General features: G+C 39.1%; 20 protein-coding genes. 10 read left to right on the top strand and 10 right to left on the bottom strand.

Annotated elements, in window-relative coordinates; translation table 11 throughout:
* Positions 1 to 17: 17 nt before the first annotated feature.
* The 3 genes from AOM43_RS13860 to AOM43_RS11090 form a co-directional block, all read right to left on the bottom strand.
* Positions 18 to 482 carry a DHHA1 domain-containing protein gene (locus AOM43_RS13860; protein ID WP_226987508.1) on the bottom strand — a complete coding sequence of 155 codons (465 nt, stop codon included), beginning with the start codon at positions 480 to 482 and terminating at the stop codon, positions 18 to 20.
* The gene (alaS, locus tag AOM43_RS11095; RefSeq protein WP_226987507.1) at positions 479 to 2,626 is read right to left on the bottom strand and encodes an alanine--tRNA ligase; all 2,148 of its coding nucleotides are present in this window, start codon (positions 2,624 to 2,626) and stop codon (positions 479 to 481) included. The genes AOM43_RS13860 and alaS overlap by 4 nt, the downstream gene beginning before the upstream one ends.
* Positions 2,627 to 2,729: 103 nt before the next feature.
* Positions 2,730 to 3,833, bottom strand: coding sequence for a hypothetical protein (locus AOM43_RS11090; protein ID WP_013924253.1), 1,104 nt, complete (start codon positions 3,831 to 3,833; stop codon positions 2,730 to 2,732).
* A 139-nt stretch (positions 3,834 to 3,972) separates the two neighbouring features.
* Here AOM43_RS11090 and AOM43_RS11085 point away from each other — a divergent pair, with 139 nt between their 5' ends.
* Positions 3,973 to 4,875 (top strand): NAD(P)-dependent oxidoreductase, encoded by a 903-nt coding sequence (locus tag AOM43_RS11085; RefSeq protein ID WP_226987506.1) that lies wholly within the window; start codon positions 3,973 to 3,975, stop codon positions 4,873 to 4,875.
* Here AOM43_RS11085 and AOM43_RS11080 read toward each other — a convergent pair.
* A complete protein-coding gene (locus tag AOM43_RS11080; RefSeq protein WP_059360303.1) occupies positions 4,835 to 5,947 on the bottom strand; it encodes an alpha/beta hydrolase in 1,113 nt (370 codons plus the stop codon). The genes AOM43_RS11085 and AOM43_RS11080 overlap by 41 nt on opposite strands.
* Positions 5,948 to 5,955: 8 nt before the next feature.
* Complete coding sequence (locus AOM43_RS11075) at positions 5,956 to 7,119, bottom strand: alpha/beta hydrolase (protein WP_006340510.1); 1,164 nt, start codon at positions 7,117 to 7,119, stop codon at positions 5,956 to 5,958.
* Between the two features lie 118 nt (positions 7,120 to 7,237).
* Between AOM43_RS11075 and AOM43_RS11070 the strand changes: the two genes are divergently transcribed.
* Together AOM43_RS11070 and AOM43_RS11065 are read left to right on the top strand one after the other, a co-directional pair.
* A complete protein-coding gene (locus tag AOM43_RS11070; protein WP_152618867.1) occupies positions 7,238 to 7,789 on the top strand; it encodes a hypothetical protein in 552 nt (183 codons plus the stop codon).
* Between the two features lie 9 nt (positions 7,790 to 7,798).
* A complete protein-coding gene (locus AOM43_RS11065) occupies positions 7,799 to 8,377 on the top strand; it encodes a hypothetical protein (RefSeq protein ID WP_059360300.1) in 579 nt (192 codons plus the stop codon).
* A 40-nt stretch (positions 8,378 to 8,417) separates the two neighbouring features.
* Here AOM43_RS11065 and tsaB read toward each other — a convergent pair whose 3' ends face one another.
* From tsaB to AOM43_RS11050, 3 genes are read right to left on the bottom strand one after another with little or no spacing between them, the layout of a single operon-like run.
* Positions 8,418 to 9,092: a tRNA (adenosine(37)-N6)-threonylcarbamoyltransferase complex dimerization subunit type 1 TsaB gene (gene tsaB / locus AOM43_RS11060; RefSeq protein WP_059360298.1), complete on the bottom strand. Its 675-nt coding sequence runs from the start codon at positions 9,090 to 9,092 to the stop codon at positions 8,418 to 8,420.
* Positions 9,093 to 9,094: 2 nt separating this feature from the next.
* Positions 9,095 to 10,261 carry a deoxyguanosinetriphosphate triphosphohydrolase family protein gene (locus AOM43_RS11055; protein WP_006340506.1) on the bottom strand — a complete coding sequence of 389 codons (1,167 nt, stop codon included), beginning with the start codon at positions 10,259 to 10,261 and terminating at the stop codon, positions 9,095 to 9,097.
* Positions 10,261 to 12,555 (bottom strand): hypothetical protein, encoded by a 2,295-nt coding sequence (locus AOM43_RS11050; RefSeq protein ID WP_059360296.1) that lies wholly within the window; start codon positions 12,553 to 12,555, stop codon positions 10,261 to 10,263. The genes AOM43_RS11055 and AOM43_RS11050 overlap by 1 nt, the downstream gene beginning before the upstream one ends.
* A gap of 386 nt (positions 12,556 to 12,941) precedes the next feature.
* Here AOM43_RS11050 and lon point away from each other — a divergent pair, with 386 nt between their 5' ends.
* The 3 genes from lon to AOM43_RS11035 are packed head-to-tail and all read left to right on the top strand — an operon-like array spanning position 12,942 to position 17,133.
* The gene (gene lon / locus AOM43_RS11045) at positions 12,942 to 15,434 is read left to right on the top strand and encodes an endopeptidase La (protein ID WP_006340503.1); all 2,493 of its coding nucleotides are present in this window, start codon (positions 12,942 to 12,944) and stop codon (positions 15,432 to 15,434) included.
* A gap of 9 nt (positions 15,435 to 15,443) precedes the next feature.
* On the top strand, positions 15,444 to 15,941 hold the full coding sequence (locus AOM43_RS11040; protein ID WP_006340502.1) for an adenylyltransferase/cytidyltransferase family protein: 498 nt from the start codon (positions 15,444 to 15,446) through the stop codon (positions 15,939 to 15,941).
* Positions 15,942 to 15,951: 10 nt separating this feature from the next.
* Positions 15,952 to 17,133 carry a rhomboid family intramembrane serine protease gene (locus AOM43_RS11035; RefSeq protein WP_006340501.1) on the top strand — a complete coding sequence of 394 codons (1,182 nt, stop codon included), beginning with the start codon at positions 15,952 to 15,954 and terminating at the stop codon, positions 17,131 to 17,133.
* On the opposite strand, the gene AOM43_RS11030 is transcribed toward AOM43_RS11035, so the two are convergent.
* A complete protein-coding gene (locus tag AOM43_RS11030; RefSeq protein WP_006340500.1) occupies positions 17,134 to 17,508 on the bottom strand; it encodes a hypothetical protein in 375 nt (124 codons plus the stop codon).
* Positions 17,509 to 17,640: 132 nt separating this feature from the next.
* Here AOM43_RS11030 and AOM43_RS11025 point away from each other — a divergent pair, with 132 nt between their 5' ends.
* The 3 genes from AOM43_RS11025 to AOM43_RS13570 all read left to right on the top strand — a co-directional run bounded on the left by AOM43_RS11025 (position 17,641) and on the right by AOM43_RS13570 (position 19,846).
* Complete coding sequence (locus AOM43_RS11025) at positions 17,641 to 18,549, top strand: ribonuclease Z (RefSeq protein ID WP_059360294.1); 909 nt, start codon at positions 17,641 to 17,643, stop codon at positions 18,547 to 18,549.
* 143 nt (positions 18,550 to 18,692) lie between these two features.
* Positions 18,693 to 19,682: a tyrosine recombinase XerC gene (locus AOM43_RS11020; protein WP_059360293.1), complete on the top strand. Its 990-nt coding sequence runs from the start codon at positions 18,693 to 18,695 to the stop codon at positions 19,680 to 19,682.
* The gene (locus AOM43_RS13570; protein WP_013924259.1) at positions 19,682 to 19,846 is read left to right on the top strand and encodes a hypothetical protein; all 165 of its coding nucleotides are present in this window, start codon (positions 19,682 to 19,684) and stop codon (positions 19,844 to 19,846) included. The genes AOM43_RS11020 and AOM43_RS13570 overlap by 1 nt, the downstream gene beginning before the upstream one ends.
* Before the next feature lie 43 nt (positions 19,847 to 19,889).
* Here AOM43_RS13570 and AOM43_RS11015 read toward each other — a convergent pair whose 3' ends face one another.
* Entirely contained in the window at positions 19,890 to 20,549 is a 660-nt protein-coding gene (locus AOM43_RS11015; RefSeq protein ID WP_226987505.1) for a hypothetical protein, read from the bottom strand.
* Between the two features lie 859 nt (positions 20,550 to 21,408).
* Here AOM43_RS11015 and AOM43_RS11005 point away from each other — a divergent pair.
* The gene (locus AOM43_RS11005; RefSeq protein ID WP_226987504.1) at positions 21,409 to 22,881 is read left to right on the top strand and encodes an F-box protein; all 1,473 of its coding nucleotides are present in this window, start codon (positions 21,409 to 21,411) and stop codon (positions 22,879 to 22,881) included.
* Positions 22,882 to 22,893: the final 12 nt, after the last annotated feature.

Genomic DNA, 22,893 nt, shown 5'->3' with positions numbered 1-22,893 from the left:
ATTGCCTCATCAATTTTTTACGACGCTTGTAAAAGTTCGCGGAATTTTGCCAAAGCCTCTGTCAGTTTTTGAGGAGCCTTACCACCGGCTTGAGCCATATTGGGCTTTCCACCACCTGTGCCTTCAATCATAGGAGCCAATGTCTTAATAAGTTGAGAAGCATTGATACCTTTTGCAACAAGATCATCGCTGACACGAATAATAAGATGGCATTTATCTTCTTCTGTGACACCCAGGGCAATGACACCTGATCCCATTTTGGCTTGCAAAAGTTCAAGGAAATTGCGTAGCTCAGCTGCTGGCACATCCACTTTGGCTATAATTGTGGGAATATGATGAATCACTTCGGTTTGTTGTGAAAGTTCTGTGACCATCCCTTCCATCTTGCCTTTTTTCAAGTTTTTCATTTCCTGAGCGAGCTGCTTGTTTTCTTCAACTAGCTTCTCAATCCTTTCTTGCAATTTTTGCGGTTGTGTTTTCAATAGCTCTGCCAGGGAATCGATGAACTGTTCGCTATGGCGAGATAGGCTTTCTCGATACGCCGCCCCCCCGCCGCAATGCTGCCTTCTTTCGCGATCCGAAATAACCCAATATTACCCAAGGCAGAAGTATGTGTGCCCCCGCAAAGTTCTTTTGAAAACTCCGCATCAACAACGCGCACTTTAGCCCCATATTTTTCACCGAAGAATTGCTTAATGTCGGTGCTCTTTTGGGCTTCTTCATAAGCGATTTCGTATGTTTTTACAGGGAGATTCAATCTAATTCTTTGGTTCACAAGATTTTCAATTTCATTAAGCTCTTGTTTTGTCAAAGGCTTGTGGTGGCTGAAGTCAAAACGTAAGCGACCAGGTTCTACAACGGACCCTGCTTGTTTCACATGTTCACCCAAAACATGGTGAAGAGCCCAATGAAGAAGGTGTGTGGCAGTGTGGTTATTCTCGATTTTCTGTCTGCGAGGGGCATCGACAGATGCTTCTACAGAATCTCCTACTTTTAAATGACCATGTGTCAATGTTCCCACATGTGCAATCACGCCTTGATAAGGAGAAATAGTGTTGGTGACTTGGAAAGACATCCCTTGATGGTTCACAATGGTTCCTGTATCGCCAATTTGTCCACCCATTTCTGCATAGAATGGCGTTTGATCAAGAATAATCATGGCATCTTGGCCCGCAATGATTTGATTGACAAACTGTTGATCCACTACAAGCCCTGTTACAGTTGCTCTAGCACTGAGTTGCTCATATCCTAAAAATGTTGTCGCAGCATGTGTTTTGACAAAGTCGACAAAAAGATTGGTAGATGCAATTTGCTGAGTCGTTTTTTGCACTTGCCGTGATCTTTCTTTCGCTTCATTTTCCAAGAGCTCAAACCGTTCTTTATCGATGACTAAGTTTGCATCACGAGCGATCAGTTCGATCTCTTCTAGCGGAAATCCATACGTGTCTTTTAATTTAAAGGCATCGTCCCCTGAAATGCGGTGATGGGTATTTTGAGCACCTTCGATAATCTGATTGAGGATATTCCCTCCCCGTCGAAGTGTACGAAGAAAAGCTTCTTCTTCGACAGTCAAAATTTCTGCAATTCTTTGTTGGGCTTGTACAAGCTCTTTGTAGTCTTCACCCATAGTTGCGACGAGGCGAGGTAAAATATCGGCAAGGAAAGGGGTGTCCATGCCAAGTGAGCGGCCATAGCGTACCGCGCGTCTTAACACTTTTCGGAGTACATAGCCCCGGTCGACGTTGCTAGGTTGCACACCATCTGCGATAGCAAATGCCAAGCAGCGGAGGTGATCTGCAATCACATGGAATGCTGGAGCTGTTTGGATATTTGTGGGATCGTAGGATTTATTGAAAACTTGTTCGGTTTGGGCAATTAATTCTCGCAGGACATCGGTACCAAATACGGAGTCCACGCCCATTTTTAATCCGACAACCCGTTCAATACCTGCTCCAGTATCAATGGAGGGTCTAGGAAGTGGAGATAGAGAACCATCTTCAAGGCGGTTAAATTGCATGAAAACAAGATTCCAGAACTCTAAATAGCGTTCGCCAGTGACATCTTCAGAAGGATTATTTGCGGGACCATATTTGGAACCACGGTCATAGTACAGCTCTGAGCAGGGGCCACAGGGACCAACTTCACCCATGCTCCAAAAGTTGTCTTTTTCTCCAAAGCGTGTAATTTTGCTGGCGGGCACGTAGCGAGTCCAAAGTTCAAAAGCTTCTTCATCATCGCGGAAAACGGTTGGCCAAATGTGCTGAGGATCAAATCCAAAAACTTGGGTTGAAATATCCCAGGCAAATTGAATCGCTTCTGCTTTAAAATAGTCACCAAAAGAGAAATTTCCCAACATTTCAAAAAAGGTAAGGTGGCGGCTTGTGTGGCCTACATTTTCTAGGTCGTTGTGTTTGCCTCCCACGCGAATACATTTTTGACTAGTTGTAGCACGGTGGTAATCGCGCGCACTTTTCCCTAGAAAAACATCTTTAAATTGATTCATGCCGGCGTTTGTAAATAAAAGCGATGGGTCATCATGTGGGAAAACAGGGGATGAAGAAACCACACGGTGTCCATGCTCTTTGAAATAATTAAGGAATTGGCGACGGATTCTTTGAGTCTCCATGAAAAATAGCGTCCTTCGTACAGGGTTAGATATTTAGAAAAAAACTAAGCCATTATTATGATCTTTAAGAGATTTATATTCCAATAAAGAATACAGGCTTAGATTAATCCTTTATTGCAAGGAGCGGATTTTTTTTAGGACTGGAAAGAAGGCTGCGAATTTTTCCTAAACCTTTTTTTAAAGGTGACTTGGGAGGTGAGATGAAATGTGTAAGCGGTTTTTCAGGGGATGCAGGTTGAGGAAGTGGTTTTAAAAGATGTGATTTTGATCGAAGAGCCACCCAATTTATGGGAGGGTAGCGGTTTGCTTCTGGTTCTTTTTTCTGTCTATGAATGAATAAATTGCATACCAAAACTTGGGGGACGTATTCGGATAGGCCAATTCCGAATAAAAAACCAAAAAATCCTTTTCCGAGAAAGTCGGCCATCAATCTTCCAAACATAGCCTGCGCTTTCTGGGAAGCAACATTTAAAGTTGCGGCGCTACTTAATCCTTTAGATAATGAAGCGATGATTTGATCCGCTGTAAGAGGCACGCCCATCGTTGAAAGAATGGCCTGAATAACCCCGCGATGTTTTTGCATTTCAAGCAGCAATTTTTCCCGGTTATTGACAAGCAGATCAACGGATGCGGATGTATTGTAAAAAAATTCTCTGACATGGTGACCATTATTGTATGAATCGCTGGAAAAACTCTCAGCCGCATCCATCATCAACATGCTGAGTTGAAACGAATCCACTAGAATAAGATAGGCACAATATGCAATCCGTTGCATACGCAAAGTGGTTGAATAGCCAAACGTTTTACACCAAAGGCGTGTAGAAGGGGAGGCGAAGTTCGCCTTAGAGTATGAGGACCAGTTAGCGCGATCGTGCGGCATGTAATGCCCTTTAACAGCTAAAACAAGTTCTTTACAATGGGTACAAAGAGTGGCTTGTTTTTCAATGCAAAGAAAAATGCGGTTGGCAATCATCACAGCTTGTGCAATTCCGCGAATAACAGGCAGGTCTGCTCCTAAAAAATAGGCTGCATTCCCAGCGGCGAGGGTTGCAAAATTGTTCGGATCTTTATAGATCTGAAATCTTCTCCAATAACACCAACATCGATGCACGCTATGGATCGCCTGAAATGGTATCCAGACAATGATGGGGAGTTGCAGGGGTGCGGAAGCCCTAATTGTAGTACGTACGAGATTGGTGGCTTGCATAAGGGACCTTGTTATTTACAAAGAATTCTTTTGATTTGACAATATCCAATTTTAATTTATACATCCATAGAAACTTTTCATGTGAAAAGGTTGTTTAGAAAAAGGAGGATGTTTATACCAAAACTATACGAAAAAAAATTTGAGGAAAACAATGAGCAAAAATATTGCCTTTATCGGGCTCGGAAATATGGGATTTCCTTTAGCTGAAAATCTATTGAAAGCTGGATTTCCCCTATGGGTTTACAATCGCACAGCCGAAAGAGCTAAGCCCTTATTAAATCAAGGAGCACATTTGCTCGATTCGCCAAAAGAGGCTTTTGAGAAAAGTTCGATTTTGATTTCAATGCTTTCCAATGACCAAGCTCTTGAAGAGATAGTCGAAGGAGAGAAGGGCATTTTAAAGACTATTCGGACAGGATGTGTGCACGTTTCAATGAGTACAATCTCTCCAGAAACTGCCGATAAAATGGCTACCTTGCATGCGGAAAAGGGCGCGGCCTTCGTCTGTGCACCCGTTTTTGGCCGTCCAGATGCTGCGGCCGCGCAAAAGTTATGGATTTGTATTGCAGGAGATCCGCATGCGAAAGTTTTGGTGCGCCCCATTCTTGAAAAATTGGGACAAGGTGTAGCAGATTTTGGGGCTAAACCCTCACATGCTTGTTTAGTTAAAATTTCAGGAAATTTTTTGATTTTATCCGCTATCGAAGCCATGGGAGAGTCTTTTGCTTTATTAAAAAAAAGTGGCATAGATATTCATGCAGCTGCAGCATTATACACCCAAAGCATTTTGGCATGTCCTGTTTATCAAAACTATAGCAAGATTATTGTTGATCAAGCATTTGAAGATGCGGGATTTAAGATGACATTAGGCTTAAAAGATGTAAATCTTGTGCTGAACGAAGCAGAAAAGAAGTCCGTTCCTTTGCCGCTTGCATCGCTTTTACATAACCGTCTCATGACGGGACTTGCGAAGCAAAGACAGAATTTAGACTGGTCGGCGATTACTTTACAAGCTTTTGAGGATGCTGCTCTTGAGGATTAATCTTTAAAAGATATCGTACAATATTTAGGTAGCTCTCATAGATATCCAATTTGGTCAGTTTAATCGAGTGGGGGTCTTTATCATAAAGACCCCTAGAGCGCAACGTTAAAGTCGGTTTATAGGTTTGGGTATAGTGGGTATCTATCGGTTGCTTTTTGGCCTTAAGTTTTTTCCTCACTTTTTTGGCTAGCCTATCCTTTTTTTCCATCGCCGATTTTTTCAGGGTGTTATATAAAGAGGCTTTATAGGCAATCACACCATCTTTTTTATGAATAATGATTGCTTTATTGTTTTCTTCAATTTTTTTCCAATTTTTAGCGGAATTCAAATTCCATCCTAAGATTGAAGTAAAATGAGAAGCAAGGGTTCCAAAAAAGGGGACCACAGATTTGACTCCCTTTTTTAAGGTTCCAAAAGAGCGGTCATTGACCAGTTTCATGTTTGGATATTTTGCGGCAACAGCTGTTGCCACGCCTCCACCCAGTGACCATCCATGTAGAATGATATTTTCGGGGGGAACCCCTTGGTGAAGAAGGTATTGCACCATGGCTTCTCCATCCAAAACCAAATCGTTCGCTCTTGTGGGACTTTTTTCGCTGTGCCCCACTCCTCGGTAATTTCCTGAATAGACATTGATCCCAAGTTCTTTGGACAATTTTTGATGAACAGTTAAATAACGTTCATAAGCAAAGTTATTACCATTAAAAAAAACTAACCATTTTTGTTCTTTTGGAGCTTTTCTGGATTCTTCAGGATGTAAAATGGCGGCCGTATCAAGTTTGACTTTATCAGCTGCTTGAATCGTGATTCGCTTCATTTGGTATTGCGGATCCATTTTTTCATTCAGAAATTTATTCCGTTTTTGATCCAAATAAAGTCGTTTTAAACGATGCTGTGAGGGGACAATGATTCTGCCCGTCATTTTTTGCATGGCAGATTTCGCTAAGAGCAGAGGGAACATGGCAGCAGAAAACAAACAGAAAGAAATTTTAGTTAATTTGTTGCGCTTTTTTTGGGGAGGATAGTGGGGAGCTCTAAACTCTGGTTCTCCAAGCTTATCTATACGTGTCATAATATCCTTTATCTGAAATCCGCTTTCTGAATATTCAATAACTTTCTAATGGTGTCCAGTAGGCTAATGCCATTAGGATCCCAGAGGTCATCATACACATCAAGAAAAGAAGGGGGCGTAACGTGTGCGTTACCATAAAATCTATTGTTATATTTCCCTCTAGAGCGGATATAAGTATCCGGCTTGTAATCTTGTGGGTAATTTTTGTCGTAATCGCGTTTCTTCGCTTTGAATTTTCGTCTTTCTTTTTTTGCTTTTTTATCGTCCTCACTCATGGACGATTCTTTTAATCCTTTGTACAACGAAGCCTTATAAGGAATAACAGGGTCGTCTTTGTGGAAAAGAAGGGCTTTATTGTTGTTATCAATTTTTTTCCAATTTTCGAGTGAATTCAAATTCCATTTTAGAGGGCCGATAAGGCGAGAAGCAAGTCCTCCAATCACAGGCAGAAGATGTGAAACTTCCTTTTTTAGGGTGCTAAAAGAGCGATCATTTACAAGGCGGATCCCTTTTTCAGGGAATTCTTCATTTTGATGTAAAGCTGCCACATGTGTGGCAACGGCTCCTCCAAGCGACCAGCCGTAAAGAACGATATTTTCAGGTTGAATCCCTTGGTTCAATAAGTATTGAACCATCGCTTCTCCATCGATGACCAAGTCTTCTGCTTTTGAGGGGCTTTTTTCACTGTAGCCAACGCCTCTGTAATTACCTGTATAAATGTTAACTCCAAGTCTGCCGAAGAGTATTTGTAATTCAGGAACCATTTCTTCATAAGTCATTCCATTTCCGTTAAAGAAGACGAGCCATTTTTGATCTTTTGGATCTTTTGCTGCTTCTGATGCGTGCGTGATTGTCATGGTGTCTAGTTTCACACCATCTGCCGTTTGAATAGTGAAACGATTTTGATTTTTGCTGAATAGGGGGCCGGTAGCGGCGTCGTAATATTCATCTAATGTTTTTTTAGAGCTAAACTGGCTTGGCAAAATAATTTTTCCGACTAACTTCTGTAATCCACGTTTTGCAACACGCGGCAAAAAAAAGAGAGGGGCTAGAAGTTTGTGTGTGATTTTGCTTTTTTTAGCTTTTTCTAGTTCTTTTTTCTCTTGAATTTTAAAAATGTCCTGATGATTTTGAACACTAAAAACAGGAGGTCCAAATCTTTCAGTTTGCATAAATTCCCTCGTTTTTTGTCTAATTATACCCTAAAATTTTTTATTTATCAATAGTTTTGATTTTATTGTTTTTTGTTTAATTAAAGAACGAATTTATTTATTATAAAGGAGTTTTTGTGTGACTAGTTTATCAATATCTAGAATGAATAGTCGTGATGATATGACTTCAAATGAAGTCATTGTACCTGTTTATATAAAACGTAAGCTTTCTCAATCCATTGCATATGAGGATGGGAGGGTTGATGCTGTTGTCCTAGTGACCTTATTAGAAAAAAATGAGAAAAGTCTTGAGCCCGTTTTTGCAGAGCATCGCTTTGCCGTTCTAACTAAACAGAATGAACGCTTTATGAGCTTGACTATTCATAGAAACAAAATGGCGGATATTGTACCAGAGGAACACCTTCGAGAATTATTAATTAAAGAAGGCGAAAACGCAAAAAAGCGACTCCTTGCGCAGTCTTTTAGAAGGTATGACGAGACTTTTATTCATTTTTTTAAAGATGATAAGTACAATGAATATCGAAGTTTTTACTTGGGAGAAACAAACGTTTTCCCTGAGATTAAGGAAGAGAGAGAAAAGGCTGAGCCTCAAACCCCACGAGAGAAAAACGAAAAAAAAACGCGTCGATTTTTTAAAAATCCTTTTGCAAAAAAAACATCAAATAATTAGGTGCATAATATGAGTTATCCTGCCTATTGGTATCCGAGTAGAAATTTGTCAGACTGTGAAAAATTTCCTGAACCATGTGTAAAATACAATGGAAAAATTCCTGTTTATACACGAAAAAAACCTTATTATCCCGGGGATAAACGTCCCATGTATGAAGGAATTCTCGTTAAACATGCCAATCGGCTTTTCAAAAAAATGGAAAAGGCCGATACGCAGGAGATAAAAACTCAAAAAAGGCATAGAATTATTGAGATTTTTGGAAATGATCCCGATTTAGGAAGTTGTTTTGGACTTTTAGAAATAGAAGGAAAAAAAGTGGTGAGTTTGACAGTGCACAAAAGAGAAGTGGAAAAATTAACCGGTTCTTCTTTTTTATTGGAAATGGAAGTGGATGGAAAACCGGCGATTTACTTTGTAGATAGTGACGTTAGAGTGGATGCATTTGAGGACTCAGAATACATGGAGCATACGGACAAATTTGTCAACGCAATCGACGCCCCGAAGGCAGAGACCCCTCCCTCAGTTCAAACAAAAAAAAAGGGACTAATTGGGTTAGTGGGTAGGATTATGACAAAAATTTTCCGCTAAAGAATCGTTTAATTATTCAAGGAGCCTGAAGCCGCAGGCTCTATTTTTTTTCTTTCTCAATTTCAGCTTGTGTTTTTCTCAAGTACAGAATCTCAATGTCTCCCTCCGATGAAACATGACCCATTTGAATCTCTTCTTGAGCCGCTTCATATAAAGCTTGTGGAGAGGGAGCTGCTTCAACCCATTCTTTCTGTAGCGAAGGATAGGCTTGAAGGATTTTAGATTGCAAAATCGATAAATTGGGTGAAATTAACACCTCACTTTTTTCAATTTCTTGTGCTAAATCGGCTAAAAGGCAAAGTTTAGGTTTGCTTTCAAAAGAAATTTTTCCCTGATTGAGCTCCCCCGATTGAATATAAACGCCCCCAATGCGGGCGTCAATTAGTGCTGAAAAGTGGCAATCTCTTGTCGGAATCCAGCTTTTTAAACTGGAAACACCCACTAAGGGGATTTTTAAGGAATAAGAGAGCATTTTGGCACTCATGACTCCCATTCTCAGGCCTGTATAGGAACCAGGACCGGCACCACAAATGATTTTAGTAAGATCATGAGGGCCTATTTTCAAGAAGGATAATCCTTCTTGAATGGCAGGAAGCAGGTAGGAGGAACTGCTATGTCCAAAAGGAAAAGCTTGTTGATAGACAACGGCGGTGTCTGCAAAAATTGCAATTAAACCCCGCTCAGTACTTGTTTCAATTAAAAGAGAATAGTTCATGGTTACAATTCTATGGGCATGGGGACAATAAGTTGTTGTAGCGTACGTACGAAATAATTATCTGTCATTCCAGAAATGTAGTCGAATAATTGCTGGATTTCAGAAGTTTGCGAACGATAGCTATCCGTTTTGTTATGAAGAAAATGCGTCCACAGATGGCTATTTTCTCCATTTGTTTGATGATCTTTCAACAGGGTTTCTAGCAAGATTCGGTAACTTCGCTGTACCTTTTTAGATTCAACTTTTAGCAAGGGGTGGACGTAGATATGCTTAAAATTGAATTTTCGGAGGATTTTTAAAGCATCCAAAACTTCTTCAGAAATGGCGATATAATCTTTCCCGTAGCTGTTTTTGATCATGTCTCGAGCTACATAGGAGAGGATTTCTCCATTTGACGTTCCTAGGATTGTTTGGGGGACCATTTCGCGATCTAAAATTTTTAAATGGATAGCGTCTTCAATATCCCGTCCTAAATAGCTAATCGTGTCGCAAAGTTTAACTAGGCATCCTTCCATTGTGCCTGGAATAATATTGAAATCAGGATCCTTTAATTTTAAATCTCTTTCATTAAAGTGATCATCCCAGGTTTTCCCAAATTTAGGCTTGAGAATATGTCCTTGCATTCCACCATCATGGCAAAGAAAGCCATCATAGACATTTAAGCCTAGATTGAGGGGTTCGATATGTGTAAACAAGTGACAAGATTGCCAGGGATGAGCAAAAGCGGGTAACCCATATTCTTGTGCAAGTGTGGAAAGGTATCGCTCACCTTCATGTCCAAAAGGGGGGTGACCAACATCATGACCCAGGGCAATGGCTTCAACTAAATCGAGATTAAGACGCAGAATCTCTGCGATGCCACGCGCAAAGTTGCTAACAAGTTGGACGTGCAGACTGCGGTGGGTGATGTGATCATTTTTTACAAGATAGACAACTTGAGTTTTGTCCACATAGCGTGCATAGGCCTTAGAATGCACAATGCGATCGACATCACGTTTGTAAGGAAGCCGATGGTCTTGCTGAGGGCCAAAATAGCGGCTATGGTTTTTGGAAAAGGCTGCGTGTGCATGTAAATAATGTGTTTCGCTCTCTTCAACAAAATGGCGATGAACCGCAAAAAAATCTCCTTCAGTCAAATCCAGAGTGGGCTGCTTTTTTAATGTATGCATTAGGCTACTGAGGGGGTAATAAGGTTTTGATATTCTTTTTGAACGCGTTCATGGATTTCTTTAAGTCTTATATGTCCTTCTTTCTCGCCATACGTTTTTTGAAGGATAGAAAGTCCTTCAAGCCCTTTAGGGAGAACTTTTTCAAAAAGCTTAAAGGCTTTTTTCTCGTTATCTGCTCTTTTGCAGATATCTTTATAGGTTTTAAATGATTCAAAAAGATCGTCGAAAAAGAGGTTGAGCGCCTCTAAATTTTGAGGATTCGGATCTTTTTTATGACCAAACCATCCGGTTAACTTGATCATTTCAAACTTTTTTTCGTTATTTTCTTGAATATCTTGTCCGTCTTTGATTTCGGTGATCACAGATAGGTTTTCGAGCAAAGTATCGAGATTCTCCGCATGCTTCTCTTCAAGGTAAAGAGGTTGCATTTTATGAATATTAGGCTCAATTTGCTCTGCCAATTTTGCCCATGCACTTAAGGGGGCAATCCACCCAAATTTCATATAAGAGCAACCTATCACAGCAAGGTTCGAAGATGCATATTTCAGCACAGCACTCATTTCAGCAAAGTCAAGATCATTAGCAAACGCATTTTCTGGAGAACAGCTATTCATTTTGACGGGATATCGAATGTGTGTTTCAAAATCTGTTAAATTTTTTTCAAACAAGAATTTGATAGATCTTGCTCGCGAAGTTACACCACCGGGAATGTCTTGAGAGGCTTTTTGGCACGTGTTATTGATTTGTTCGTAGGGATAAAAAGAAATAGATTGATTGAGAATTAACATGAGTTCGATGAATTTAATCCGCATCAAAGGTTCGATAAGCTCTTCAGAATGCCCAGAGGCATCGGCGATTTTCTTCATCATATCAGGAGAAAAACGTGTATTTTCTTTTAATTGGATGAGTCGTTCACAGACGAGATTTCTTTTTTGGTCCTCTGAATCCCTGTACTTTGTGATGAGTTCATCTAAAATCTCATCAAGAAAATTTGCAGAGAGACCTGTTTGTGGGAAGAAGTTTAAAATATTTCTAAGGGTTATGTTTTTATCGATATTTTTGATGATTTGGATCGTCTCTTCTGGATTCTCATATAAATATTGCTCATAGAGATTTCGAATTTTGTCAAATAGGGTATCGTCCAATGCCAGACGCTCATGTTGGATCTCCACTACAAAACCTTCAGAACGTTCAAGAAAATCTTGTGTAAATAATTTAATGCCTGTAACGAGGTTCTCTCGAAATTGAAGCCATGTATCTTTACCAGGTCGACTTCCAGAAGTCCGCTTGAATTGCAAATCGAGTAGGGTCGACTGAAGGGGAATATGATGTTCTTCACTTTCTTTAAATTGTTCTTTGTCTTGATACAATTCACTTAATGTAAAACAGAGCTCGGATTCAGGGAGATGATCCTTACCGATTAAAATAATTTGGATAAGGCGCGCCACTTTTATGCGTTGAACATTGTTATAAGCTAAAGAGGTCAGATGAGGGAAGTGTTTCTTGACAACCTGAATGGCATTTTGAAATTGGTAAAGAGAGGCTTTGATCAAAGGTTGGTCCTCTACTTCAATGAGGCAAATCTCTGAAAAGGGATCGAATTGAGATTGAAATTCCTGGTGCAAATCTGGAGTTTTAGTTAATGCACGCTGCCAACTGTCATCAAAGCGCTTATCTGCTTCAAGAAAAAAACGCTTATCTCTAGGGTTTTTTTCTAGTTCATGACGAATGCGCTCACCATATTCTTTCCTAATTCCAGGCGTCAACACATCTAAAGCTATGCCCTTTTTTATAGGAAAACGTAAGGGTTGATCATCACGCAGTAAAGTTGGGGATGGTGTGGGGGAAGGAGGAGGAGATGGTTCGAATGGTGTGTTAATATGATTGACGTTTGCTTTAATTTTTCTAAGTGCTTTATTGATTTTATTGAGATTTTCTTGGGCAGCTCCGACGGTTTGTAAACGTTTAAAAACTCTTTTGATCGAGTCTATCTTTTCTAATGAATAGCAGGCCGGTAGTTTTGGGTGTTCGTTTTCAAATTCGCTTTTAAACCCCTTAGAAATTTTTTTTAGATCCCCGATTACAGCTTCTGATACCCACTTAACATTGGGCCATTTATGGGTTTTAAATGCAAAAATTGTTAGGCGGTAGAAAAATAAGCGAGTATGATCCCAAGCAATGCTGAGGCTGCTAAGTTTTTTTTCGTAACGAGTGCCATGCTTGTTGATGAAAGTTTCTGTTCTAGCACAAGGAATTAAATGTAAATAACTTGAGATCGATAGTTTAGATGTCATATACGCCGCTGTCCTTTTCAATTGATCTTAGCATATCGGATTTTCGTTTTCATGGAAATGGAAGTCGAAAACGAGAAAAAAAGAACTATAGGAAGTCTTTGGCCAATGATTATAGGGAAAAATGTTTAACGGTCAAAGAATCTTTATTTGGTATAATTAAAACATGACACATCATTTACTATTTGATCTCAAAAAAAGAGATCAAAAAATTGAGGAATCTGGAATAGCTAACCTTGAGGATTGAAAAATTTGTTCAAAACGATTAAAATCACCTCTTTTGACTTGTTTTAATCTCAATTTGAGTGGCTTAGCTAACAACCAGGGTCGAAAGACGCATTTAGGACAGTTTGTGAAGGACACATAAAATAAAAAAACTGAGGCATAATTTGATTCCAGAGAATGAAAATAACCCGCTAGATGTTGAATTTGAAAATGCTTTGTTAGAATCCATAGACAAAGCACCGAAAGATATCAAGCAAGGATCTGCTTTACCGAATGATCTTTATGTATTTCCCTTACTACGCCGCCCATTTTTTCCTGGAATGGCAGCTCCTATTGTCATTGAACCAGGTCCATTTTATGAAATTTTAAAGCAAATTGCAAAATCTGATCATAAATGTGTCGCTCTTTTTCTGACAAAATTCGAAGATTCCGATATTTATAAAGTCAATTTTGATGAACTGTATCAAGTTGGTGTAATGGCACGTATTCTTAGAATTATCCCCATGGAGCAAGGAAGTGCTCAGGTGATTCTAAATATGGAAAAAAGGATCAAATTCGAAGAGCCTTTATTAGATGAGTCTTTTCATCTAAAAGCAAAAGTTGCCTATATTGAGGATAGTCCTATTTTGACTAATGAGCTAAAAGCCTATGCCATTAGCATCATTTCCACAATTAAAGAACTCCTCAAACTCAATCCTCTTTTTAAGGAGGAACTGCAAATTTTTCTGGGGCATTCCGATTTTACAGAGCCTGGAAAATTGGCGGACTTTGCAGTTGCCTTAACGACAGCTTCAAGAGAAGAACTGCAAGATGTTTTAGAGACTTTCGATCCCGGTCGACGCATTGATAAAGCGTTGATCTTGTTAAAAAAAGAATTAGATTTAAGCATTTTACAGAATAATATTAATCAAAAAATTGAAGCGACCATCTCAAAAAGCCAGAAAGATTTCTTCCTGCGTGAACAACTCAAAACCATTAAAAAGGAATTGGGGATTGAGCGTGATGATAAGTCTTTAGATCGAGAGAAGTTTGAAACACGCCTTAAAAGTCGCAATGTTCCTGCAGATGTTTTGCAAGTCATTAAAGAAGAAATGGACAAACTTAGCGCTCTTGAACCTCAATCTGCAGAGTATGCGGTTTGTCGTGGTTATTTAGACTGGTTGACCATTATCCCTTGGGGCATCCATTCCGAAGAGCGACATGATTTACAAGAAGCTGAAAAAATTCTAGCTAAAGACCATTATGGTCTAGAAGATATCAAAGAACGTATTTTGGAATTCATTGGTGTTGGCAAACTTTCTGGTGGGGTAAAGGGCAGTATCATTTGCTTAGTAGGTCCTCCAGGAGTTGGTAAAACAAGTATTGGGAAAAGTATTGCTCGTTCTTTGAACCGAAAATTCTATCGTTTTTCGGTCGGGGGTATGCGCGATGAGGCAGAAGTGAAAGGGCATCGTAGAACCTACATTGGGGCTATGCCAGGTAAGCTCATTCAAGCATTGAAGTTTTGCCAGACCACAAATCCAGTGATTATGTTGGATGAAGTAGATAAAATGGGGAGCAGCTATCAAGGAGATCCTGCTTCGGCTTTGCTAGAAGTGCTCGATCCCGAACAAAACTGTGAGTTTTTGGATCACTACCTCGATGTGCGCTGCAATCTCTCCGACATTCTTTTTATTGTGACAGCGAACGTTTTAGATACGATTCCTGAGCCTTTAAAAGATCGGATGGATATCTTGCGATTGTCTGGCTATATCATGCAGGAAAAAATTGAGATTGCGAAAAAATACTTAATTCCACGCAACCGTAAAGCGATGGGTCTAAAAGCATCTCAAGTGTCTTTTACAAATGATGCTTTACGTGCTATTATCAATGGTTATGCGCGAGAATCAGGCGTGAGAAGCCTCGAAAACAATCTGAAAAAGATTTTGAGAAAGCTGGCTGTCAAGATTGTGCGAGAAGAGCAAGCAGAGGTAAACACGAAGAAGAAGAAATCGTCTAAGCAACCGACAGCGCGTGAAAAGATGCACCGTATCAGCGCTGATTCTTTATCGGAATACCTGGGGAAACCTGTGTTTGTTTCCGATCGTTTTTATGAGCGTACGCCTGTTGGTGTGTGTATGGGCTTGGCTTGGACCGCTCTTGGAGGCGCAACTCTTTACATTGAAGCGATTAAGGTCGCTTCTGAAAAAACGGAAATGAAACTGACTGGGCAGGCTGGTCAGGTGATGAAGGAATCTTCCGAAATTGCTTGGAGCTATTTGCATAGTTCTGTGCATAAGTATGCACCAGAATATACTTTCTTTGAAAAATCCCAGGTGCATATTCATATTCCAGAAGGCGCAACGCCAAAAGATGGCCCTTCTGCTGGGATTACCATGGTAACAGCCTTGTTATCCCTTTTGACAAATACACCTGTTTTAGATGATTTGGGCATGACTGGCGAGCTGACCTTGACTGGGCGGATTTTGGGAATTGGAGGCGTGAAAGAAAAGCTAGTGGCATCTCGTCGCTCAGGTTTAAAAACGTTGATCTTCCCAAAAGACAATATGCGTGATTATGCAGAATTGCCGGATTATATCAAAAAAGGTTTGACGGTTTATTTTGTTGAGCACTATGACGAGGTCTTTCAGATCGCTTTTCCCCAAAGACGGCGATAAGAGGCTTGCATGGAAAAGACTTGGAAAAAAGCGTGCGAAAAAAAAGTTTGCCCACCTGATCAAATAGAGAGTTTTGTGGCAGGTATTCGGCAAGCCGGGAAAACGATCGCAACGTTGAATGGATCTTTTGATCTTTTGCATGCCGGCCATCTTCAAATTTTATTTGAAGCTTCACAGGTTGGGGATTGTTTAATTGTCGCGTTAAATACCGACCGTTCGATCCAGGCATATAAAAATCCTTTGCGACCAATTATCTCACTCGAGTATCGAATAGAGATGATGGCTGCTTTAGAATTTGTATATGCTGTCACGTGGTTTGATGAAACAGATCCCCGCAGTATTCTTTCAAAAATCAAACCTGATGTTCATGTAAATGGCTCGGAGTATGGACTAAACTGCATCGAAGCGGACATTGTTAAAGCGCACGGTGGACGGATACATATTGTGGACTTAGTACCAGGACTGTCTACATCGCAGATTGTGCAAAAAGTTGCTGCGATTCACTAAAGGAATAGACATGCGGTTAATTCATACATTTAATGACCCTAATCTTGCTCAGGATTTTGCGCTCTTTTTGACAAACCAGAGAGTTGAATATCAGCTTGAACAAAATGTCAATAAGGATTGGGGAAGCCCCGATTATGGGCTAATGACAAGTGACATCTGGATTATCAATGAAGAAGATGTTGAAAAAGTGCAAGGGTGGCTAGACGCATTTTCTCGAAATCCTAACGATCAGATGTTTAAGAAAAGTGAGGGAGACGCGGAGCTCATTCCAGCAGAGGAACTACTTTCCCCTGAAGAGGAAACACCATCCTATTTTCACCGTCAAAAAGGAAATCCTTCCGCGAGTTCTCAGCCAATGGGGCGTGTTACACTTTATTTTTTACTAACCTGCATTTTAATTTTCTTCGTCAGTCAGTTTACGACGCCTGAATTCGAGACTCCTGCAACAAATATCCCTTACCCAGTTTCGCTGTCACCCATCAAAAAAGTACTGCTCTATGACTATCCAAGGGCTTTTGAGCTTCTCGATCAGTTTGTTGAAAAGTTTGGTTTGGAGAAATTGCAAAATCCGACAACTGCACCACCCGAGGCAAAAGCCCTTTTGCAAGAATTTTCCCAAACACCCTATTGGGAAGGGGTGTACGATCAAATTGTGCTCCATTTTCAGCATCCCGATACTTCCTGGGAGTTCAAAGCACCGATGTTTGAAAAAATCAAGCAAGGGGAAATTTGGAGAGTATTTACACCCGCGCTTCTCCACAGTGATCTATTCCATCTGTTTTTTAATATGATTTGGCTGATCGTAATTGGGAAGCAAATTGAACAACGCATTGGAAAAGGCAAATACATTTTGTTTATTTTGTTGACAGGTGTATTTTCCAACACAGCTCAGTATTTGATGAGCGGTTCAAATTTTTTGGGTTTTTCAGGCATTTTATGTGCCATGATCGCCTTTATTTGGGTGAGACAACGGCATGCGGCTTGGGAAGGTTATCAAGTACAAAGAGCTACCCTAGGGTTTATCTTATTTTTTATTATGACGATGTTAGGGATTCAGCTCATCTCATTTGCTTTTGAAGTGATCCAGCATACAGCTATATCCCCAGGGATTGCCAACACCGCTCACTTAAGCGGTGCTTTGCTTGGCTATATATTAGGAAAAATGCCTTTTTTTTCTTGGAAAGGCAATTAATTACTCCGTCGAATGTTTGAAATGGAGAAGGACGTAACCTGCTGCAATGACAGAAAAAAGACAAGCAGCAAAGAAGATTGAAATTCCACAATGGGTTTTCCAGTTTAATTTTGGAGGCTCTTTAAATGCGTTTTCAATAAGAAGAGGTGAGCTAGGATCTGTTGAGGGGCGAATCATTCTATTGATGCGGCCTAAAAGAAGGGTTGCCTGCCTTCCGAGTGTCGCTTGTTTTTCTGCAAGTTCTTGCTGTTGTTTTACAATCTCCTTGATTTGTTTCTCTAAGTCTTTTGCTTCTGAGTTAACGGTAGCGCTGTGGGGTTGTGAGAGGGCCTGATCTCTTAGGAAGGCAGGAAACGCTGTTATTGGAAAGCTCATAATTTTAACCTAATTTACGAATGCTAAATTTGAAGTAGATATTCTATGTTTATTCCTTTATAATTATTCAAAGAAATAAACTTATTAACCTGAAAAAACATAGTCTTTTTCCGAATTTTCTTAAAGTTAAATATGAGCGTTCGAGACCTTATTATCTTAGGCACTTCAAGCCAGCAACCCACCCGCTATCGTAACCATGGCGCTTATCTTTTTCGCTGGAATAATGAAGGCTTTTTGTTTGATCCGGGAGAAGGGACACAAAGGCAATTTATCTTTGCTAATGTCGCTCCAACGGTGATCAACCGTATTTTCATTTCCCATTTTCATGGAGACCATTGCTTAGGGCTTGGTTCCATTCTCATGCGTCTTAACCTTGATAAAGTGACGCATCCCATCCATTGTTACTATCCTGCAAGCGGCAAAAGATACTTTGATCGCCTTCGTTATGGGACTATTTATCACGAAAATATCCATGTGATTGAACATCCTGTTTCTGAAGCAGGTGTGGTGCATGACGATGGAGCTTTCAAAATTGAAGCGACATTCTTAGACCATGCGGTAGAAAATATCGGATGGAGAATCACAGAAGCAGATACCCGCAAATTTGACAGTGAAAAATTACGTGCATACGGCATTTTGGGACCTAAGGTTAAAGAATTGCAAAAGCATGGACATTTAACCATTGATAGGAATCCCGTTTCACTCGACGATGTGAGTCATATTCGCAAAGGTGATAGCATCGCGATCGTGATTGATACGCGAGTATGTCCGCAGGCAGTGGAAATTGCAAAAAATGCCAAGATGTTGCTTTGCGAAAGTACTTATTTAGAAGAGCATCAAGAGCTCGCTTATCGTCACTACCATATGACAGCTAAACAAGCGGCACAGTTAGCCAAAGATGCCAATGTGAAAGAACTCATTTTAACCCATTTCTCAGCACGCTATCTCAATGTAGGAAAAATGGAAACCGAAGCGCGTACCATCTTTCCTCAGACACATGCAGCGGAAGATTTGAAAGTTTTTCCATTCATAAAAGAATAGAAAACAGCACATCTGCTTCCTAGCCAGTTCAAAAGGCATGCATTCGATCATTTAAAATTTTAGCAAATGCGATAATTTCATAGACAAAAAGCCCTCTTTTTTTACAAGATCAATCTTTGATCACAATCAATGAGGGTTTTAACGTGTTTATCGAAGCTGCCTATCGCTTTCTGGAATACTTACGAATTATTAAAAATGCGTCGGAACATACTGTTCGTAATTACGCTATCGATTTAAATACCTTAAAAGAGTATCTAGAGCACGACCTCCTACCTGAGGAAGAAGATGAAAAGCTCCCCCCCAAGATTCGTTATAATGAGCCCTTCTCCGAAAGATTGAAAACCTATGATGCTGCATTAGTTTTAGACACCATTACGCGCAAAACAATTCGAGGTTTTCTTGCCCATTTGAGCGATAATCAAGTACATAAGCGTACAGTCGTGCGCAGACTCTCCTCTTTGCGAACATTTTTTAAATATACCCTTGCGCAAAAATGGATTTCAGCTAATCCGACGGAAGAGCTTGAATCGCCGCGGGTAGAAAAAAAGGTGCCCAATTCACTCTCTTACGATCAAGTGCAAACATTGTTTGATCAACCCGATACAAAAACGTTTCTAGGGTTTAGAGATCGCGTCATTATGGAGCTTTTCTATAGCTCTGGTCTTCGTGTGAGTGAACTTGTTGCCCTAGATCGACAAGAATTTGATCCAAAAAATCTTTTGATTAAACTAAAAGGAAAAGGAAAGAAAGAGCGGATTGTTCCGATTACTAAAAATGCAGCGGATTGGATTAATGCTTATCTAACCCATCCTGAAAGATGCGTAGAAATAGATGGGCATTTTGCGCAGCAAGATTCAAATGCTATTTTCTTAAATCGCCTTGGAACACGGCTCACAACACGTTCGGTGGATCGAAAATTTGATAAATACCTCACAGCCAGTGGATTAATTGGAAAAGTCACGCCTCACACCATTCGGCACACCATTGCGACACATTGGTTAGAAAATGGAATGGATCTAAAAACGATTCAAATGATTTTAGGGCATATCTCTTTAGCCACCACTACCATCTACACGCAAGTTTCAAAAGGGCTTAAGAAGAAGGTGTACGATCAAACCCATCCAAGAGCCTGATGGGGCATTGTAAGAGCAATGAAACGATTAAAATTAACGTTATAGGAAAAATCTTAGAAGATTGGTATATTGTTGTGCAGGAAAATCTTGAAGCCTCTGGTGGTTATTTGATAGAGATTTCAGTTCAGAAGGAATGGGAAGACAAGCAGAATCTGGTGATATAATGGATTTCACACCTGCACAAATTTCATTTCACAGCTAACTTGTTTAATTGTTTAGAAATGAGTATGGGCGAAATCGTGCGAATCGAAGAATGTATTTTTTTAGCCTTTGGAACATCTGTGCAGTTGGACTGCGGTGATTATCATAAACGATTTCGACTAAATCTTTTATAGGCAATAATTCATCCATATTCTTTTCATCTAATCTTTTTATCTCTATGTGACCTAAAGTCATTTCTGTGTAAAATTCACCTAATAAATGATCGAGTAAAATAAATGTGGCAGTCTGCCACTCTTCGGAATCGGAAAAATTCCTGAGGTATAATTCAAGATGGATTTTCCCATCCATTTTTTCGTATTTGAAAAAGGCATCGGACAGATTTATTTTAACATTTTGATAGATGATTTGAGTAAAGTTTCGAGGTTGACGGAAAGCGATAATCGTCCATTTTTTAAAAAAAGGGGCTTGGCTAACTAAATTAACCACAATAGGGAATAAGCTTTTGATCCCATCAGCAGAAATGACAAGTTCCTTTGTTCCATCCTCTAGAACTTGGCTAAATTCAAAAACTAAATCAGGGTGCACTTTGCTCAACGATGCGTGAAGATTTGAGAAAAGGACATCTTGATTCTTTTCAAAATAAAAATAATCTTCGGCGTTATTTGAAAACCATTCCCAAAAATTCTTTATGCTTGTGTCATCCATAAAAACAACTCTCAGTAAAAACCACTCTCAGTGTTTTAGGAAAATTTTTACAAAAAAAATACCTAAAATGCCATTCAGTTGCAATTAAAAATTAATTGAATACTTGAAATCTGCTAATAGCGAAGTTGGAAAATGGATCTGATTGTTGAATTATATCTAAGCAAGAGGCTTGAACATAGCTTGAGCTACTGCCATAATGGTATATTTTAAAATCTGAAAATTGCCCAAATTTGTTCTTCGCCAGCTATGATTTGTTTTCTGGCTTTTTCTGTTGTATTTACAGAATCTGAGCTGTTTTTCTTTTGCTTCTTACCCATAATTTAAATGTCCCAATTTCTTCAACGCGTCAAGTTTTTCGACAATAAAGCTGGAGAATCTTATTCCAAGAAAAATAGGTGTTTTTTATTTGAAATATTTTTCTGTTAAATTACTCATCAGATGGATTCTAAGTTCAAACGGTATGCTTAACAAGTTTTTTGATGAAAGGTTTACCCATATGCTATTAGATATTTTCAAAATACAAACTTTTGACAATATCTCAATACAAGTATACAACTTATTATTTTTAATTGGCTTATATATGAGGTTTATATGCCTTTTTCAATTTGTAAAACTAAGGAAGATTTTCATTGCCAAGTTTTGAAACTTCAAAAAATTAGTGAAGCTCATGAAGGTTATTTAAATACTCGATTAAACAAATCAAAAAAAAGATTCAAAAGTTGTTGCTTGGCTAAAATGGTTAATCTCTTTAACGCATGTTGCTCATTTAACGCAGACGTCGCCTTTAAGAGTTGCACGAGAAGTTGCAAAATTTGCTGAAAAGCATCAAAAATTTCTTTATAACGAGGACCAGCAAATCTTGATTGCAGTTCTTAATAATCACAGAAAAATTCACGAAAAATTTTGTGAAGAAAAAAAAGATTCCATTGACGCTGTTATCGAAAAAGTTAAAGGTTTGTCTACAATAAAGAAAATTTTTGATCTTCCGGAGGAGATGCTTGTTGAAGTTTTAAGTAACATGGATTCAAAAGACTATGAATCTTGTGCATCGGTATGTAGTGCATTGGGTGAAAGAATTTTTTATGCCGCGAAGAAACAAGAGTCAGAAAAATTTAAAAATTTCATTGATGCCTTAATGAGTGCCTCTTTTTCCTTACACCATGAAGAGTTGCAATATTTGCAAGAAAGAAAAGAGAATTTCTTGTTCAGTCGGGCTACAACTCTTTTTCAGCTTAAAACTCTTCTTTTCCATGAACGAGTAAAAATCAAAATCCTTTTAGGACTGGATGGGAGAGCAAAAGAGTTTCAAAAATTAGTAGCCAAGGTAGAGATACCTTGGATGTTTAATGGTATTTTTGACGATGTTTTTCCCCTAGAGGTAATGTTTCAAAAAAAACAATATCTACTGATCTATATAACCAAGCTTGTAAAAGAAAAATTATGGGACCAAACCGTTGACATATTCAATTTGATCCCGGCTGGTGATGACGATATTTATTCGTTCTTGATAGATCATTTGATTCATTTAGAACAATATGAAAAAGCTTTCGAATTATTGAAAAAATTTCCAAATGATCATATTCAACTTAAAAATGCAGTGGAGGCATTTGCTTTTATGCAACGAGTCGAAGAAACTCTTGCGTTGCTTGGAAGAATGACTCAGCAAGATGATGATCTAAAGAAATATTTGTGTGACTTAGTTCGTAAGCAAGCTGATCCTTCACAATTTCCGCAAGCGTTAAGAATCATAAATGCAATAGAGGGGACTAAGTATAAAGATGATGCGTATACAATCCTTGGAACATGTGCGGTAAATTTCGGCGATACAGATTTAGCTTTACAAGTGATAATATTGATCACTACAGAAGATAGAAAAAATTATCTACGAAATCTAGTGTCACTTGCCTTAGTGAAAAATAAGAAGCTTGAAGCATCATTAAAAGTAGCTTCAACAATTTCTAATCAGATGCTTATGGAACAGGTCTATAAAGATATTGCTCAAGTATGCATCGAGCATCAAGATTTTAAAGAGGCGGAGAAGATTGCAGGTGATTATTTGCGTCATACGGCTCAAAATTCCATTTTTTTGGAGATTGTGATTGTTTTATCAAGTTTGGGCAGGTTAGAAGAAACCCTAGAAATTATTTCTAAATTTTCTGAGGAACAAAAATATACACATTATTATTATGATAATGCGCTTTCTGCTCTTTCTCAAGGATTTGCAGGTGCTGGTCGCCTTGATGAAGCTTTCAAGGTTGCAAATATGATCATTCATAAAGAATATAGAAAGTCTATTTTTGATAAACTTAATCAAGTATCAAAAAAAACTTAGGAGTAAAATTTT

Origin of the sequence: Parachlamydia acanthamoebae (assembly GCF_000875975.1) — a bacterium.
In the GTDB taxonomy this organism is placed as follows: Bacteria; Chlamydiota; Chlamydiia; order Chlamydiales; family Parachlamydiaceae; genus Parachlamydia; species Parachlamydia acanthamoebae.
The sequence above is the reverse complement of the archived record's forward strand: the minus strand, read 5'-3'. Positions and strand labels throughout refer to the sequence as shown.